This window comes from Acidobacteriota bacterium (genome assembly GCA_026707545.1).
In the GTDB taxonomy this organism is placed as follows: Bacteria; Acidobacteriota; Thermoanaerobaculia; order Multivoradales; family Multivoraceae; genus Multivorans.
Genome location: JAPOWR010000005.1, coordinates 203861 through 220863 on the forward strand (window position 1 = coordinate 203861; position 17003 = coordinate 220863).

The 17003-nt window shown below is 68.6% G+C and carries 13 protein-coding genes; 7 read left to right on the forward strand and 6 right to left on the reverse strand.

The annotated features are described in order from the left end of the window. The gene (locus OXG83_16935) at positions 1-4482 is read left to right on the forward strand and encodes a PKD domain-containing protein (GenBank protein ID MCY3966707.1); all 4482 of its coding nucleotides are present in this window, start codon (positions 1-3) and stop codon (positions 4480-4482) included. A gap of 44 nt (positions 4483-4526) precedes the next feature. Here OXG83_16935 and OXG83_16940 read toward each other — a convergent pair whose 3' ends face one another. Both OXG83_16940 and OXG83_16945 read right to left on the reverse strand, forming a co-directional pair. Continuing rightward, positions 4527-4922, reverse strand: a complete 396-nt coding sequence (locus OXG83_16940) for a nucleotidyltransferase domain-containing protein (GenBank protein ID MCY3966708.1) — start codon at positions 4920-4922, stop codon at positions 4527-4529. After that, the gene (locus OXG83_16945; protein ID MCY3966709.1) at positions 4873-5262 is read right to left on the reverse strand and encodes a HEPN domain-containing protein; all 390 of its coding nucleotides are present in this window, start codon (positions 5260-5262) and stop codon (positions 4873-4875) included. Before OXG83_16945 ends, OXG83_16940 begins: the two co-directional genes overlap by 50 nt. A gap of 174 nt (positions 5263-5436) precedes the next feature. Here OXG83_16945 and OXG83_16950 point away from each other — a divergent pair, with 174 nt between their 5' ends. The 6 genes from OXG83_16950 to OXG83_16975 all read left to right on the forward strand — a co-directional run bounded on the left by OXG83_16950 (position 5437) and on the right by OXG83_16975 (position 9945). After that, on the forward strand, positions 5437-5730 hold the full coding sequence (locus tag OXG83_16950) for a type II toxin-antitoxin system prevent-host-death family antitoxin (protein MCY3966710.1): 294 nt from the start codon (positions 5437-5439) through the stop codon (positions 5728-5730). After that, complete coding sequence (locus OXG83_16955; protein ID MCY3966711.1) at positions 5721-6152, forward strand: type II toxin-antitoxin system VapC family toxin; 432 nt, start codon at positions 5721-5723, stop codon at positions 6150-6152. Before OXG83_16950 ends, OXG83_16955 begins: the two co-directional genes overlap by 10 nt. Before the next feature lie 289 nt (positions 6153-6441). Beyond that, complete coding sequence (locus tag OXG83_16960; GenBank protein MCY3966712.1) at positions 6442-6957, forward strand: macro domain-containing protein; 516 nt, start codon at positions 6442-6444, stop codon at positions 6955-6957. A gap of 4 nt (positions 6958-6961) precedes the next feature. Then, complete coding sequence (locus OXG83_16965; protein ID MCY3966713.1) at positions 6962-7378, forward strand: hypothetical protein; 417 nt, start codon at positions 6962-6964, stop codon at positions 7376-7378. An 11-nt stretch (positions 7379-7389) separates the two neighbouring features. Beyond that, positions 7390-8658, forward strand: a complete 1269-nt coding sequence (locus OXG83_16970) for a 2,3-bisphosphoglycerate-independent phosphoglycerate mutase (protein MCY3966714.1) — start codon at positions 7390-7392, stop codon at positions 8656-8658. A 270-nt stretch (positions 8659-8928) separates the two neighbouring features. Further along, complete coding sequence (locus OXG83_16975) at positions 8929-9945, forward strand: hypothetical protein (protein MCY3966715.1); 1017 nt, start codon at positions 8929-8931, stop codon at positions 9943-9945. Between the two features lie 312 nt (positions 9946-10257). On the opposite strand, the gene OXG83_16980 is transcribed toward OXG83_16975, so the two are convergent. From OXG83_16980 to OXG83_16995, 4 genes are all read right to left on the reverse strand, one after another. Further along, on the reverse strand, positions 10258-10545 hold the full coding sequence (locus OXG83_16980) for a hypothetical protein (protein ID MCY3966716.1): 288 nt from the start codon (positions 10543-10545) through the stop codon (positions 10258-10260). Between the two features lie 82 nt (positions 10546-10627). Beyond that, positions 10628-11215: a Maf family protein gene (locus OXG83_16985; GenBank protein ID MCY3966717.1), complete on the reverse strand. Its 588-nt coding sequence runs from the start codon at positions 11213-11215 to the stop codon at positions 10628-10630. After that, positions 11212-13947 carry a VWA domain-containing protein gene (locus OXG83_16990; protein ID MCY3966718.1) on the reverse strand — a complete coding sequence of 912 codons (2736 nt, stop codon included), beginning with the start codon at positions 13945-13947 and terminating at the stop codon, positions 11212-11214. The genes OXG83_16985 and OXG83_16990 overlap by 4 nt, the downstream gene beginning before the upstream one ends. 153 nt (positions 13948-14100) lie before the next feature. Further along, a complete protein-coding gene (locus tag OXG83_16995) occupies positions 14101-16653 on the reverse strand; it encodes a VWA domain-containing protein (protein ID MCY3966719.1) in 2553 nt (850 codons plus the stop codon). Positions 16654-17003 lie beyond the last annotated feature (350 nt).

Sequence of the window (17003 nt, forward strand, 5' to 3'; positions counted from 1 at the left end):
ATGAACTCAGCCACCCCTATCCTGTCCCGGATCGCCGTAGGCCTCGCAGCCGCGATCAGCCTGCCCGCCGCGGCCACGGCCCAGCAGCTCTGGAGCATCGAGGAAGTCACGGCGCAACCGCTCTCGCGGATCGTGATCAACGGCATGGCGGTCAGCGCCGCGGCCGCGGGCAACCCAACCACCGCGGCGGCGGAAGTGCGGGTGGAGTTCGACTACCTGCGGCTCGGCATGGGCTACCTCGAGCTCCCCCTGCCGGACGGCTCGATGATTGCGGCCGAGAACGCGGTGTTTGAGGACCGCGGAGGCGGCAACCTGATGTGGACGGGGGAGGTGCCGGGGGCCGGTTACGAGAGCGTGCTGTTCACCGTCCAGGACGGGTACTTGGTGGGCTGGTTCGGGGAGCCGGGCGGCCCGAAGTACGTCGTCTACGCTGGACCGGACGGCAGTGGCTCGTTGGCCGTGGAGGTAGGGCCGGCCGGCGACTGGTGCGCTGCGGGGACCGAGCCGGCCGGCGACCTGGTGCGGGATGTTGCCGCGGCAGCGAACAGCCAGGGTTCAGTGGCCGCGCAGTCGAGCGACGACCGTCTGAACATCCTTACGCTCTACACAACCGGAACCGAGCGGTTCTGGCGGGTGATCGGCGGTCCGGCGATGGGCGTCCAGCAGCTCGCCGACTACCTGAACATGGCGCTTCGCAATGGCGCAATCAAGGAAACCGCGAACCTGATCCCCGTGCGTTGGGACCCCAAGCACGCGAACCACCCGCGGACGCAGGGATTTCATTTCCGCCGTGGGAAGTACTACGAGAGTGCTTGGCACTACGAATTCGGAGGTGACTCGGAGGTGGAGACTTACAGGAGGCGGCACATGCCGGACCTGGTGCACTTCATTCCCGATGTTGGCTTCGGGTCTATCGCCGGCGCGGCGACCGTGCGGCGCAGCCTTGATCCGTACGTGCTGACCGGCTGGTCCCTGCCGTTTCCCGGAACCTTCGCTCATGAGATCGGCCACAACCTTGGTGGGAACCATGAGCCGGCGACGTTCGGCGACCGCTTCGAGGAGGTCCAATCCTGGGAGCACGGCTGGCACGGCTGGCCCTACAGCTTTGGCCACACGGACCTGACGTCGTGCGCCAAGAGGGAGGGCCACGGCGACCAGGTGTTTTGTCCGATGACGATCATGAGCTATGGCCAGGATCTCCGGGACGATCCCGACCGCTACGGCTCTAAGGAACCCTTCTACTCCTCGGTCAGGCACAAGCCGAACGGCTGGACGATCGGCGTCGCCGGAACGAGCGAAGTGGAGCGTGCCTTTCACGAGACGGTGTCCGTGGCTGCGATCAGCGGCGAGGAGCCCTGGAGGTCCGAGCAGCATCCGCGTAGGGTGACCGGCGTCCGCTGGACGGGTCACGACACTGTGCGGGTGACCTGGTCGGAGGACTGGCGTTCCCAGGACGGGGGACAAGTGCGGCTAGAGCTCGCTGAAGGGGCCTACGACGTCTACCGGTGGCTTTGGGACTACGGCAGCAATCGAGACGATCCACCTCTTTACGAGGGTTCCGACGCGAACGTGACGCCGCTCGTCAGGGCCGATGGTTCCCAGGTCGGTGTCGAGGTATCGGGTTTGCGGCCGGGCGGCGGCTACAGGCTCGCCGTGCGGGGGCCGGAGCGTGCTGATTTGGCCACGCAGACAAACGTCGCTCCGTTGCCAAGCGACATCTTTCACCTGAAGCCGCGAGGGCGGGTATCCGATTCGCCGGCAGCCGCCAGCCAAATCGATGCGCGAGTGACTGGCCCCGACAGCGTCCGCCTTTACTGGCGCGACAACTCAGGAGTCGAGACCGGCTACGAGGTCTGGTATCGCAAGTGGTCCGGCGAGAAACCGGGCGAGATCTGGAGCCGCTTCGGCGAGCCGCTCCCGGCACGCACGCGGTATGTCGACGTCGAAGGCCTGGCAGTTGAAGAGGGGATCCAGGTCACGGAGGGCTACCACGACTCCAGAAAGCGAACCTGGGTCCCAGGGCAGACAGCCAAGATCGGGCGCTACTCGTTTGTCATCGTCGCCTACAACGACAAGGGTTGGAACGCTAGCGAGACGTTCCACTTGGAGTTCATGCCCGAGCGCTACCCGGAGCCGACTGCGCCCGGAGAGAACACGGACTGCTACGTTCGGACGACGGGGATCGGTCTGGACGGCTACCAGGTCGATGCTTGTCTGGAGACTTCTGACGGCTCCCGTCGGCGTGCGTGGGACTATCAACTTGAGGCCGACCAGTCGGGGCTCCTCTATTTCTTCGACCGGGACGACGCCGAGATTCTGGTCAAGGTGCTGGATGGCTGTGCGATCAACGGCCACCGCTGGGTGTTCGTGGCCCCGGTGACGACCCTGCCGTTCCGAGTCCAGATTGCGGAACGAGGCCCCTACATCGCGAATCGGAGACAGACCTGGTACTACGACTCCGAGCGCCGGCCGCAAGAGCAGATTCACGATCGCGCCGGCAACCCGAAGGACCGGACGGCTCGCACGGTGAGCGACACGACGGCGTTCCCGTGCACGACGGCGGAGATTGCGGCCGCGAAGGCAGCCGCATCGGGTAGCGAGAGTGAGTCGGGGTTTGGGCCGGCGGACCTGCCGCCGGCGGTGACCTCGCCGGTTTGGTTGAGCGCAGGTTCGAGCACGGACTGCGAGCCGAACGGCACCGCGCTAACGCTTCTCAGCGGCTACCGGGTGAGCATGTGCTACGAGACGGAGGACGGCGAAACGGGCGAGGCCAGGGACTGGGGGCTGGAGTCGAACCGGATGGGCTTGCTGTACTTCTCGGATCGCGATCTCGTTGACGTCCTGATCAAGGTACAGGACAACTGTGCGGCCAACGGCAACGTGTCGGTCTTCGTGGCGCCGGCCACCGAGGCGGCCTTCAACCTGCATGTAGAGAGTCCGGACGGCCAGGTCTGGACCCACACGAACCGACTCGGCCAGACCGCCGATTCGGTCAGCGACATCTCGGCGTTTCCCTGTGCTGGGGCACCTCCAGTGTCCGTATCGTTTGCGACGTCTCGCTACGAGGTCTCCGAGGGCGAGACGGTCCGGATTGCGGTGCGATTGAGCGAGGATCCTGGGCGGGACCTGGCGATTCCGCTCGTCCTGACGCACCTGGGCGGTGCGACGGATGCCGACTACTCGGACGTGCCGGACTGGGTCACGTTCAGCAACGGCGTTACGACCCGCGAGTTCGAGTTTGCCGCCACAAGCGATAGCGATGTCGATGACGGTGAGTTCGTCGTGGTGGGTATTGAGCGGCTGCCGCTGGGAGTCAGTGGAGGGGGTCAGACGACAGTCGCGATTCGCGATGCGCCTCCAATGGCTTCGTTCGCGGTGGAGGGTGTCGATTGCGGGCTTGAACTGTGCCGTGCGGTTACGGACCAGGTGGTGAGGTTCGTGGATCGAAGCAGCGGCGCGATTCAGTCCTGGCGCTGGGACTTCGGCGATGGTGTGGGGGCAACATACACCGCTACAGCCGATCACGAGTGGCTCGAGCCGGGCTTCTACGACGTGAAGCTCCGGGTGAGCGACGGCGTGCGGGAGTCAGAGACATCGAGGACGTTCCTGGTCGAGGCGAGCGATCCGGCGGGGACCTGCGAGCCGGACCACGAGACGCTCTGCCTAGGGGACTCGCGCTACAGGGTTCGTGCCCGATGGCGAACGGGCGGGGATGCGGAAGGGCAGGCCAGCGTGGCTCACGCGGGCACGAACGATTCGGGACTGTTCTGGTTCTTCGACCGCGAGAACTGGGAGATGCTGATCAAGGTGCTGGACGGTTGCGCGGTGAACGGCAACGTGTGGGTGTTCGGGGCGTCAACGACGGATCTCGGCTACACCATCAGCGTGACGGACACCGTAACGGGGGCTGTGAAGGTCTATCGCAATCAGCCCGGCAAGCCGGCGCCGGCGATCACCGATAGCAGGGCGTTTCCTGCGAGCTGTAGCGCCAACGCTGGAGCCGCGGCTACCGCGTTCGCGACTTCCGTTGACCCGGTTTCAGCCGCACCTCCGTCGGGCTCCCCCTCGAGGCTGGAGTCGCTGGACTCGGCGACCCGGGTCGGCCAGCCGTCGCATGGAGCCTGCGTTGATGCGCCGTGGGCTCTCTGCCCCCAGGATGGCCGGTATGAGGTCGTGGTCTGGTGGCAGTCAACGCCGGGGGGCGAGTACAACCTGGCCCAACGCGCTCCAGCCCGCACGAGGGATTCCGGGCTGTATTCCTTCTTCGACCCGAACAACTGGGAGATGCTGATCAAGGTGCTGGACGGTTGCGCGGTGAACGGGCAGCACTGGGTGTACGCGGCGTCCGCCACCGACCTGGGCTTCCAGATCCGGGTGACGGACACGGAGACGCACGCGAGGTGGTTGTACACGAAGCAACCCGGGAAGCCGGCGGAAGCGGTTACAGATTCCGAGGCGTTCCCGGACGCCTGCCGGCGCTAGGTGCTCAGCGGGGAAGTAGGGGTCATGCCCGGTTCACCCGCTCGCTAGCGCTGGCCCACCTTCGCCGCACGCGGCGGGACGCTGTTCCAGAGCCACTGCGCTTCTTCCTGCAGCGTACGTGCAAATCGGCCGCCGCCTGCCTGGAGGCGTCGCCACTCGTCCTGTGTGTAGACGATCAGGTCGGTTGGAACCGGGAGGGAGTCCGTTCGCCAGTCGATCGCTCGCTCCATCGACCGGCGGTGGTCGGATGCGACGATGAGAATCAGGTCCAGGTCGCTGCCGAAGCCTGCGTCGCCACGAGCGTAGGAGCCGAAGTAGCCGAGCGCGAGCAGGTCGTCCCGGCGTCTGGCGGCTGCCGCGCCCCAGGCGTTCAGGGCGTCGAGAACCGTCTCAGAGCTCGGCCAGTGCTTGACGGACGAAGTCGTGGATGTGACCGGCAAGACGAATCCCCAGTTCGCTGTGGATCGGACCGTAGTGTTCGAACGGCGCTCCCTCTTCATGGCCGTTCGGGTACCTCGCGGGAATGTAGAAGCCGTCGAGGGTGATTCCCGCTTCCACCAGCTCGTCGGGCACGGTCATCGGCAGATCGGCCAGAAGGCTGACGATGGCGTGCCCCCAGGCTTCCTGCCTGTGCGCCAGATGAAGCGCCTTGACGGCCTTCTCGGCCGACTGGTGCGCCGCGAAGCAGGCCCAATCGTGCCGTTCGTCGCTCCGCGCGGCTTCAGCGTGCTTCAGGTCGTGCCGAGCCTGGTTCCACCAGTCCTGCCACTGCTGCGCCATTCGTGACTCCTGAGAGGCAGTCTACTCGGGTGCGCTCCGATCGAGCGCCGGCGAGGCCGGAGGACGCCGTGACGGGTCGCCAGGGCGGCCGGAGAGTTGCGGCGGCACGCTTGTGTCTTGACCCCGGCCCATACATGGTCTATGTTGGACCATGTTCGACGAGAGGAACCACCCGTGAACGCAGAGCAGACCGATTCGCCAAGAGCCTGGACAGTCGCCGAGGCGAAGGCGCGTCTGTCGGAGATCCTCCGGCTCGCGGAGCAAGAGGGACCCCAGCAAATCGGTAGACGGAACACGTTCGTCGTTGTACCGAAGCGGGAGTGGGATCAGCGCTCTGCGCCGCAGAAGCCGCTCGGGCAGTGGCTTGTCGAGAACGTGCCCAGGGGGCTGGAACTCGAACTCCCCGACCGGAAGAACGAGCCTGAGCGCGAGATCCCCTTCCAGGGCGACGAGTGGGATTGGGATTGAGGGGGTTCCTGCTCGACACGAACGTCGTCTCGGAGTTGGCGAAGTCGGCGCCGGAACTCCAGGTCGTGGCGTTCCTGAACTCCAGAGACGACCTTTGGCTTTCGACCATCGTCGTTCACGAACTCCACTTCGGGTTGCGGTTGCTTCCCACGGGGCGCCGCCGGCGCGAACTCGGGAACGTGCTGTCCGCCATCGTTACGGAGCACGACAACCGCCTTCTCGGTGTCGGGCGCCGTGTGGCTCAGCATGCGGCGACGCTGCGCGCCCAGGCGCGCCGCGCAGGCCGGACCGCGGGTCTCGCGGATGCGCTCATCGCGGGAACGGCGACTGTGCACCACCTGACGGTTGCGACCAGGAACGTCTCCCACTTCCGAAGTCTGGGCGTCGATGTCGTCAGTCCGTGGGAACCTCTGACCGGTTAGGGGCTCGTGTCGGACCCCGCGACGCGACGCCGTGCGGAGCTACTCCGCGAGCGACAACACCAGCCGCACCAGGTCCGCCTGCCGGGAGATGGACTGCTTCTGACGGCCGCCCACGGAGGCGCCTGCCGGATCGAACTGCCGCATGCCCTGTGACACGGGATCTTCATCTGTGGGATAGAATCGCCGCGCTTCGACAAGTTCTGCAAATCCGTCGCTCCGCGGGCCGCTGGACGAAGGGGTCGGTGCGGCCTTCGGCGGGCAGCTTTGGGAGTAGGTTGTGGCCGTCAGGATGAACGATACGCTGCTCGAGCTGATCGAGGGCGACATCACGGAACTGGAAGTCGACGCGATCGTCAACCCCGCGAACGAGGACCTTCAGCTTGGCGGCGGCGTCGCGGGCGCCGTCCGCAAGAAGGGCGGCACCTCGATTCAGGACGAGTGCAACCGGATCGGCGGCACCCCGGTCGGCACCGCGGTGATGACCGGCGCCGGCACGCTGAAGGCGAGGCAGGTCATCCACGCCGTCGGCCCCCGGATGGGCGAGGGCGACGAGGATCGCAAGCTCGCCGCCGCGGTCAGGGCGTCGCTCGCCCTGGCCGATCGCAACGGCCAGCGCACGATCGCCATCCCGGCGATCTCCACCGGCGTGTTCGGCTACCCGGTCGACCGCTGCGCCCGCATCCTGCTGACGGAGGTCCACCGCTACCTCCAGGGCGGCACGAAGCTGGAACGCGTCGTCGTCTGCCTGCACGGCGACCAGAACTACCAGACGTTCCGGAACGAACTCCGCCGCGGCTTCCGCTAGCCAGTTGAGCCGGAACGCACAGCCGCTCCACGTGGCCTTCACGGCCACGCCGGAGATCTACGCGACCGACAGCAAGGGAGCGTTCGTCTACCCGTTGACGCACGAGCAGGGCGAGCGCCTGGACACGCATCGCTTCGACGAGATGCGGTTCGTCGTCTCGGTGTGGCACCCGCGCGAGGGCAAGAACATCGACCTGGACAAGGCGTACCTCGAGCTGCGGGCGAACTTCGCGGAGAACGGTCACTGGACGCGGCTCGCCGAGCTTGAACCGGTCGTGTCGCCGTACCAGCGGGGCGAGACGTTCGACGGCTGGATCGTCCTGCCGGTGCTGTCGGGCGACACGGCGCTGCGGCTGCACGGCGGGGGCTTCCAGCCCCGGGCGCGGGTGCAGATCCGGGCATCGGCGTACTTCGTGGCGTAGGCGGTGCCGGCATGACGCGTCAGGAGTTGTTGACGCGCCTCGCGCAGCGGAACGATCGCCGGATCGTCCTGCTGGTGCTCGACGGCGTCGGCGATCTGCGCACCGCCGCCCAGCCGCGGACGGCGCTCGAAGAGGCACGCACTCCGAACCTGGACAGTCTGGCGGCACGGTCGGCGCTGGGCCGCCTGGTGCCGGCGGGGCCGGGGATCACGCCCGGCAGCGGGCCGGGCCACCTGGCCCTGTTCGGCTACGAGCCCGCTTCGCCGGATGCGGACATCGGCCGCGGCGTGCTGGAGGCGCTGGGCCTTGGCCTGGACGTGGCGCCGGACACGGTGGTGGCGCGGGGGAACTTCGCCACCGTCGACGGGGAGGGCCTGCTGCTGGATCGGCGCGCCGGGCGGATCCCGACGGCGGAGTGCGAGCGAATCTGCGGGCTGCTCGCCCGGCGGATCGAGGCGGCGGGCGGGGTGCTCGGCGATGGCGTCGAGGTCGAGGTTCATGCGGGTGAGGCGTATCGGTTCGTGTTGCTGTTCCGGGCGGCCGAGGGGACGGCGGCGCTCGAGGCGGGGATCGCGGACACGGACCCGCAGCAGCTCGGCGTGCGGCCGCTGCCGGTCGAGGCGAGCGGCGGCGCGGGCGCGAGCGGCTCGGGCGAGGCGGCTCGGGAGACGGCAGGGCGGATCGCGCCGGTCGTCGAGGCGCTGCAGCGGGAGCTGCGGTCCGAAGAGCGCGCGAACGCGTTCCTGCTCCGGGGCTTCTCCAGGCTGCCGGCGCTTCCGGGCGTGGACGAACTCCACCGCCTGCGGCCCGCCGCTCTGGCCGGGTATCCCCTGTATCGGGGCGTGGCGAAGGCCTGCGGCATGGACGTGGTCGACTGCGGCAAGTCCTTCGACCAGGTGCTCGACCGGCTCGCGGAGTGCTGGGCGGACTTCGACTACTTCTTCCTCCACGTGAAGGGCACCGACATGGCCGGCGAGGACGGCGACCTCGCCGCCAAGGTCGGCGTGATCGAGGAGGTCGACGCGCTGCTGCCGCGCCTGCTGGAGCTGGGCCCCGACGTGCTGGCGATCACCGGCGACCACTCGACCCCGGCGCCGATGAAGGCCCACAGTTGGCACGCAGTGCCGCTGCTTCTGTCGTCGGAGTGCTGCTTCGTGGACGACTGCGCCCGGTTCACCGAGGCCGAGGCTATCCGGGGCTCCGTCGGCACGATCCCGTCGAGCGAGTTGATGGGGCTGTTGCTGGCGAACGCCGGGAAGCTGGCGAAGTTCGGCGCCTAGCTTGGCTATGGCTATAGTCGGAAGCGGATTGGCGCGGATCGTGTCTGGTTCCCGCGCCGCGAAACGACGAGAGGTAGGGATGCGATGAAGAACAATCGAACCGTAGCCGCATGGGCCTTGTGTTGCCTTGCCCTGGCGTTTGCACCGGCGCCCTTAGCGTCTCAGTTTCTGGACGCTCCGGCGGATGAACTCCACACGGCGCCCTGGTTTGCGGATCTTCGCGGGACGAGCAACATGAATGCCCGGCTCAACGGCCATGGAGGTGGATTCGTGGCTCAGGCCCTCCGGAATGCCGCCGACGACGGCTGGGCGGCGGTCACGTACTCCTACACGTGCGGCGGCACGACCCTCGCGCAGGAGGCGGCGCCGGACGCCGGGAGCGGCCTGGTGGCGGTTCTCGTCGACTGCGAGTCCGACACGACGCAGGACTCGGTCGATCTCCGCGTGCACGGCATCGAGAGCGGCGGCTGGTACTGGGTCTTCCGTCCGGTCGGGACCGACGTAGCCGCCGCCGCGGCGCCGCTGATCCGGATGGATGTGCTGGCCCAGGCGCCGCGGCAGCTTCCGCTGGAGCCCAACGTGGCGCAGATTCAGGCCGAGCGGCACGAGGTCATGGTCGATGACGACGGCCGCGGCTCCGGCGGCGCGACCCTGTTCACGGACGACGCGAACCGGCTGTTCGACGTTCTTCCTCACCCGGCCGCCGCGTTGCCCCCCGCGCCCTGTTCCGGAGAGTTCCTGGACATGGACGCCACGGACGAGGATTGCGGCCTGGGCATGGCGGACGACTGGCGACTGACGCTCGCGGACGGGGATGGCGATCCGCTCTCCGGCGCGGTGGTTCGGCCTGTCTCGACGGGCGCCTCCGTGCCCGTTGCCGCGACTCTCTCGATCGCGACGGGTCATCTCGTGGGTACCGGCTGCGCACCGACGGCTATGGTCGAACTGACCGGCGGAATGACCGGCAGTACGCCCCTGAATCTCCCCGGTGCGGTCGATATCGGCGGGGCTACCTCGGCCTCGGCGAATGCGGACGAGTGCCCGGCCGCCGCACTCACCTTCTCGTGGACGATCGACGTGGAGGCCGACACGACCCGCTGCGCGGCGGGCAACGCGGACAGGGGAACCGCCCAGACGGTTCGGGTGACGGCGACGGACCTCACCTCGACCAGGCCCACTCTGGCTGACGATCTGTTCCAGGAGTTCGAGGTCGTGTGCGGCGCTGCGCCGTCCGCGGCGCCGACGGCGGGCCGGGAACTGGTGCCGGACCCCGTCGGGAGTTCCTGATCAAGGTCGCCGGCCTTCGGCCGGCGGCTGTGTTGTTCGGGCTTCGCCGCTCCGCGGCTACGCCCGGAGCGGACCAGAAGGTCCGCGCACCCAGAGCACCGCTCCGGTGTGGCGCACTTCTCTACATGCGGATGACATAACGCCGCTGCGAGCTCAGCCCAACTGCAGTAGAGAACCACAACAGGGCCATGCCCGTTCTCTGGGTGCGCGGACCTTCTGGTCCGCTTGCCGCCGAAGGCGGCTAGGTAACGCGCCGGCCGAAGGCCGGCACTCTACTCTGGGGCGCCCGGATCTTGGGGATGCGCGGAGTCCTTACCGGTTGGCCCCCGGAGGTGTAGGAGAGATGGTCCTCGTCACGATGGGCATCTCCACGGTGGGCAACGCTGGTTCGCCGGCCTTCTTGACCAGGTAGCCGTGACCTTCGGTTCCGGTTCGCCAAACCTGCCTGTAGCCCTCGTAGTCGGCCGCCAACTCGTCGTCGTAGACGCCGATGAGTTCAGCGCCGTGTATCAGGAGGTACCGGCCGGCGTACTTCCGGCGGTACTCCTCAAAGTGCTCCTCGTAGAAGGCGATCTCTTCTGCGAGCGCTTTCCGGGTCATTGGGATCTCCTTTTCGATGGGCGACCGGGCGGTCGCCTAGTTCGTGAACTCGAAAGAGAACACCCCCTCAGGTGTGGAGATACTACCGCCGAAACGCCCTGACATCACTCCCCGCCCCCTCGAACAACTGCCGCACCGTCGGCAGCGGCAATCCCACGACGTTGCTGTAGTTGCCATCGATCTCCAGGACGAACAGGCTTCCAAGGCCCTGGACGGCGTAGGCGCCGGCCTTGTCGTCGGGTTCGCCGGTGTCGGCGTACCAGTCGATCTGCTCGGAGGTCAGTTCGGCGAACAGGACGCGCGTGCTCTCGACGGCGTGCAGGGTGTCGCCCTTGGGGGGCTTGAGGGCGACGCCGGTGAGGACCAGGTGCCAGCGGCCCTGGAGGCGCTGGAGCATCTCCCTGGCCTGGTCGCGGTCCTTGGGCTTGCCGAGGACGTCGCCGTTCTCGACGACGATCGTGTCGGCGGCGAGCACCCATTCGCCGTCTTCGGCCTGGGCCTCGGCCTTCTCCCGCGCCAGCCTCCGCACCAGGTCGCGGGGGCGTTCGCCGGGGTTGGGCGTTTCGTCGACGGCGGCGGGGCGGACTGTGAAGTCGAGGTCGAGGGACTCGAGGAGTTCGCGGCGGCGGGGGGATCCGGAGGCGAGGACGACCTGGGCCGCCCCGCTCACTGGAAGTAGCCCGGGATCGTCTGGACCTTGACGCCGCGGCGGCCCTGGGGTCGGGGGTTGGCGAGCTTCACGTCGACCTTGCGGAAGGCGTCGGGGTCGCCCTCGGGAGACTCGAAGGCGAGCAGGTACTGGGAGCGGACCTCGGTCTCGATCCGCTCGTAGACGCGCTTCAGCTCGGATGCTCCAGTGATGAAGAAGCACCGGCCGCCGGTCTCGTTGCAGAGCTGCTGTAGCCGGCCCCGGACGAGGAGTTCGCGCTGGTCGATGTCGATGCCGATGCTGTAGATCGCCACCTGGCTGCGCCGGGCGAAGTCGAGCACGTCGTCGAAGCGGTGCTCGCTGCTGGAGTCGCCGCCGTCGGTGAGCAGGATCAGCGCCCGCTTGCCGCGCAGGCCGCCGAAGTAGTAGAGGGCGTAGAGCACGCTGTCGTAGAGGGCGGTCTCGCCTTCGGTGGTCAGGTCCGCCAGGCCGCCGGCCAGGGTCTCCCTGGAGCCGGTGAAGCCGACGGCGAGCTCGGGCCGGTCGTTGAAGGTGATCAGGCAGGCGCGGTCCTGCGGGCCGAGGACGAGCTCGAAGAAGTGGAGGGCCGCCTCTTCGGCGGCGTCGATGCGGTCGACCATGGAGGTCGAGGTGTCGAAGAGGATGCCCGCGTGGACGGGCAGGTTCGCGGCCTGGTCGAAACGCTGGAGGGGCTGCGCATCGCCGTCGACGAAGACCTGGAAGTCGCTCTCGGCCAGGCCGGTCAGGGGCGCGCCGGAGCGGTCGGTGACCGAGACGTAGAGCTCGATCAGGGCGACGTCGACGTACTCGACCCGGTCGCGGGAGTTGACGAAGACGAGGTCCTCCGCCCAGGCGCCGGTCGCCAGGTGGGCCACCACGCGCACGTAGGACAGGGGCTCGCCCGGATCGATCCGGATCGGCTGCTCGAAGGGCGGCTGGTAGAGGGTCGCCGTGCGGGTGTCGTTGAGGAAGAACTCGACCCGGTCCAGCCGCTCGTGACGCGGCGCCTCGACCTCGGCGACCGCCCGCACGCTCCGCGTGTGGTTAGCTCCGCGTTGGGGCGAGGTCAGACGGACGGTGAAGCGGTGGGGCCCCGAGTTGAGCAGCACTTCGTCGCTTGCCAGCACGCTTCCCTGCGGGTCGTAGGCGTTCGCCTGCAGCGTGTGGATGCGCGGCGCCGGCCCGAGGTCGATCTCCACCTGGTAAGGCGGCCGTCGCTTGCTGATCAGCTCCCGGTCATTCAGGGAGAAGGCGATCCGGTGGATGTCCGCCCCCTCGGCGTCGGCGCCGATCCGGACCCGGCCGACGAGGAGCCGCTCGGGCAGCGGCAGGATGCGGACGGTGTGCTCGTCCGACTCGGTGTCGACGGGTGCGGCGGCGTTCGCCTCCGCGAGCCAGTCGGGTACGCCCGGAGCGGCAGACACTGGGTGCGCCGGCCTTCTGGCCGGCACCGGGCGCGCAGCCGCGGAGCGGCCCGGGCGAGCCGGATCGTCACTGGCCTCGATTTGGCTCGGTTCCGCGTCCCTCCGCGGGACGAGCGGCACGTCGATGTCGGCGTTAGCGGCGAAGTAGCTGCCGCTGTCCTGGTCGCGCACCTTGACCACGAGGCGGTACGCGCCGGGTCGCAGGTAACGCTGCATGACCAGGGGAATCGCTCCGCCGCCTGTGGCCGGCGAACGGGTCCGCGGCTCGAAGCGGTAGCGGAAGTTCTCGAACAGCTCGCCCTGGCGCAGCACCTCGCCGTCGAGCAGGAAGCGCCGGCGGCCGTCCTCGGCCTCGGGCAGGCGGGCCGGGTCGATGCCGACGATCGCCTGGACGACGGTGCGGCTGCCGCGGCGGCCCGGGTAGCGCATCGCGATCTCGGCCGGCAGTTGCGTCGCGCCGGCGGGCGCCTCCGTGCTGCGGTCGAGGAAGGCGAGCGCCCATTCGTCGTTGGCCCGTCCGGGCTCGGGTTCGCCGCCCATCGCCTCCCAGTCGAGCGCCAGCGCCAGCGCGGTCAGCACGTCGCCGCCGCGCGCGCACTCCCGGCTGATCTCCTCGATCCGGGAGTCGCGGTCGATCGTCGGGCCGGTGAAGACGAGGAGGCCGGAGAGCCCGTCCGCGACCGTCCACAACCGGTAGTCGCCGGCATGTCGCAGGAAGACGAGGTAGAACTCGCCGCGCACGACCGGGCTGTGCGAGTAGTGCCAGATGTGGAGCGTGCGGAGCAGCCGGCAGGTCGTGGTGAACGCGCGCTGCGGCTCCCCGTGCAGGAGCAGCGCCTCGAAACGGGCGCCCCGGGCGCCGCCGAAGCGCTCGTCGGCCAGCTCCCGCATGCGATCGAAGCGCTCCCGGAACTCGTTCTGCGGCGTCTCGGGATAGGGGTCGCGGACGCTCCAGAAGCGCTTGATGAAGGCGTCGCGCTGGTAGCCGTGCCGGAGTTCGCCGAAGACGCGCCGCTCCGTGTCGGTGAGGATCGCGTCGGCGGTGTCGAGGAAGTCCGCATGCCGGCGGTCGAGGGCGGCGGTCGCGACGTCCTGGGCCTGGGCGGCGGTGGCGAGGAGGGTGAGGAGAGCCGCGCACGCTGTGGCGAAGGTGCCGGCCTGCGGCCGGCGCGTGTTTCTGGCCGCCTCCCAGCGGTCACCGCTTCGCGGCGTCGTGTTTCTGGCCGCCTTCGGCGGCAGCGGACCAGAAGGTCCGCGCACCCAGAGAACGACTCCGGCGGAAGCGTGCCTCTGTTCTGCAACCGTCATGGCGTCACTACGAGCAGTTGGCTTGCAGTAGAGAGTGTCCCGGCGGGCACGGCCGTGCTCTGGGTGCGCGGACCTTCTGGTCCGCTTTCCGGACAACACGGCCGCCGGCCGAAGGCCGGCGACCTTCGCCGGCTGCGGGCTCAACCCACCACCTCACGGGTAGTACCCCTTGAGCGCGCGGATTGACACCCCCGGTGCCCTGGCGTCGACCTCGATCTCGCGGAAGCGGCGGTCGCCGCTGGTGTTCGTCGACTGGTAGGTGATCAGGTAGCGGGAGCGTAGCTCGCCGAGGATCTGGTCGTAGACGCCGGCGAGTTCGCCGACGCTGCCGATGAAGAAGGAGCGGCCGCCGGTCTGCGTGGCGAGGCGTGAGAGCGCCCGTCTGGCGGCGCCGACCTGGCGGCCCAGGCCGATCGCGTAGATCGCGACCCCGGAGCGTTGGGCGTACTCGAGGGTCTGGTCGAAGCTGAAGCGGCTGCTCTCGTCCTTGCCGTCGGAGAGCAGCAGCAGGGCCCGCTGTCCCTTGATCCCGTTCAGGTAGTAGAGGCCGAAGACGAGCGCGTCGTAGAGGGCGGTGCCGCGTTCGGCCTTGAGGCCGGCGAGCGACCCGGCGAGTTTGGCCGTGTCGTTGGTGAAGTCGGAGGCGAGGTAGGGGTGGTCGTTGAAGGTGACGAGGGCCGCGCGGTCGCGGGGGGTGATCGCGCTCTGGAACAGGCCGAGCGCGGCCTCGCGGGCGGTGCCCAGGCGGTCGACCATGGAGGCCGAGACGTCGAGCATCACCTGGACGTGGACCGGCAGGTCGGTGACCCGCTGGAAGCGCAGGATCTCCTGCGGCGCGCCGTCCTCGAGGATCGTGACCTGGTCGGCGCGGAGGTCCTCGTAGGGCCGGCCCGATCGGTGCAGCGCGGTCGCGTAGAGCTCGACGTACTGGATGTCGAGGATCTCTAGGTAGTCCGGTGCGTTGACGTAGACGACGGCGTCGGTGGAGTTGCCGTCGACGAGAAAGGCGGCGGCGCGCAGGTAGGTGATCTCGTCGCCGGGCGGAAGTTCGACCCGCTGGCTGAAGGGCTCCTGGTAGAGGGTGGCGACCGGCTCGTCGTTGAGGAAGAGCTCCAGGCGCTCGACCAGGCTTCCGTCGGGGACGGCGAGGTCGATTTCGACCTGGACTTCGCCTTCGTACTTGACGCCCTCTCGCGGTTCCGCGAAACGGAGGGCGAAGCGGTTGCGGCCGGAGTTCATGGAGATCTCGTCGGAGGCGACTTCGGCGCCGTCCTCGTCGTGGGCGGTGGCGCGCAGGACGTGGACCCTGGGTACCGAGCCGAGATCGAGCTCGACCGAGAACGGAGCGCGGCGCTTGCGGGCAACCTGATTGCCGTCGAGCCAGAAGCGCATCTCGGCGATGTCGCCGGTCGCCAGGGTGTCGAAGCGCACCAGGCCGGTCTGGAGTTCGCCCGGCGGTTCGAGAAGCTGCACGGTGGGCACCTCGCTCGAGAGCACGGCCTCCGCCTGGTCGATGATCTTCTGCACCGCCGGGTCGAGCTGGCGGGCGGCGGGCGCCTCGAGGGTCGGCACCTCGAGGGGCTGCTCCAGGCGGGCGAAGCGGGCGCCGTTCAGGTCCTCGATCTTGAGCACGAGGCGGTAGTCGCCCGGGCGCAGCCGCCGTTCGAAGGAGAGCAGGATTGGCGCGCCGTCGATGCTCGCGGCGCTGCCCAGCGGCAGGTCGAACTTGTAGCGGAAGTTCTCGAACAGCGCGTCCTCGCGCAGGACCTCCCCGGTGAGGAAGAAGTTGTAGCTCGACTGCCCGCCCACCGTGTCGGGGCGGGCGGAGGACGGGTCGATCTCGACCAGGGCTTCGACGACGGTCCGCGCCTGGTAGCGCGCCGGGTAGCGGACCTCGAGGCTGGCGTCCAGGGGCTCGGCGTCCTCCGGCACGTCCGTCGTGTAAGCCTCGAAGGTGAGCGTCCACTCCGCGGAGGGCGCCTCCGGCGGTTCGATCAGGCGCGCCATCAGCATGCCGAACTCCATGCCGTTCGAACGCAGCAGCCAGTTGATCGCGGACGCCGCGACATCGCCGTCCTTGCAGCTTTGGATCTCGCCGGCCACCGTCTGCGCGTTGACGCCGAAGTCCAGCAGCCGGTCGAGGCCGTCGGAGGGGTGCCAGAGTTCGTAGGTGGGCCGGTTGGCGCGGCGGTAGAACAGCAGGAAGAACTCGTGGCCGACCTGGTCGCTGTGCCGGTAGAACCAGATCTCGATCGGCCAGGTGACCATCGTGCACTGGAACTGGAGCCGCCCGTCGGGCTCCCCGTTGAGCAGGAACATCCACGCGCGGTCCGATCGCGGGCCTTCGAACTCCTGCTCGACGTAGAGCAGGCGCTCCTCCCAGCGCGCCCGAAACTCGTTGCGCGGCGTGTCCGGGTAGGAGTCCCGCACGCGCCAGAACCGTTCGATCCAGGCCCGGCGCTGGTAGTCCTGGGTGACCGTGAGGAACGCCTCACGCTCCGTCTCCGAGATCAGGTAGTGGACGTCGTCGAGGAACTTCTTGAACTCGAGCGGCAGCGCCTCTTCGGCCGCTTCCAGCGCCGCCCGGCGCTCCCGCCTCTCCTTGCGGGTCTCCTTCCTCTCCTCCTGCGCGGCCACCGGGGTCGTGAAGGCGAAGAAGAGGAGCGCTGCAAGGGCCGGAATCCAGGCTCTGCGGGCGGCTGTCATCAACGGTCAAGCGTACCGTGTGGGCGGAGGGCGAGGTGCGGTGGGGGAAGGTGCCGGCCTTCGGCCGGCGCTGTTTGTCGTCATGTCATCCGCTTGTAGAGAAGCTGGCCGCACCGGGGTGGTTCTCTGGGTGCGCGGACCTTCTGGTCCGCATCGCCGCCCCACGCGAGGTCAACTGCGGCAGAGAACCACGGTGCGACGAAGTCCGTCTGTGGATGCGGCGGCGAAGGTGCCGGCCTTCGGCCGGCGCTGCTTGTCTGGCCGCCTTCGGCGGCAAGCGGACCAGAAGGTCCGCGCACCCAGAGAGCGGGTGTGGGGTGTGGCGGAGTTCTCTACAAGCAGATGACCTG

What these genes read in the sequence shown, in the direction of transcription:
- OXG83_16935 (MCY3966707.1), top strand. Translation starts at nt 1, where the DNA reads ATGAACTCAGCCACCCCTATCCTGTCCCGGATCGCCGTAGGCCTCGCA.
- OXG83_16945 (MCY3966709.1), bottom strand. Translation starts at nt 5,262, where the DNA reads ATGGCGCAGCAGTGGCAGGACTGGTGGAACCAGGCTCGGCACGACCTG.
- OXG83_16960 (MCY3966712.1), top strand. Translation starts at nt 6,442, where the DNA reads ATGAACGATACGCTGCTCGAGCTGATCGAGGGCGACATCACGGAACTG.
- OXG83_16970 (MCY3966714.1), top strand. Translation starts at nt 7,390, where the DNA reads ATGACGCGTCAGGAGTTGTTGACGCGCCTCGCGCAGCGGAACGATCGC.
- OXG83_16980 (MCY3966716.1), bottom strand. Translation starts at nt 10,545, where the DNA reads ATGACCCGGAAAGCGCTCGCAGAAGAGATCGCCTTCTACGAGGAGCAC.
- OXG83_16990 (MCY3966718.1), bottom strand. Translation starts at nt 13,947, where the DNA reads ATGACGGTTGCAGAACAGAGGCACGCTTCCGCCGGAGTCGTTCTCTGG.
- OXG83_16995 (MCY3966719.1), bottom strand. Translation starts at nt 16,653, where the DNA reads ATGACAGCCGCCCGCAGAGCCTGGATTCCGGCCCTTGCAGCGCTCCTC.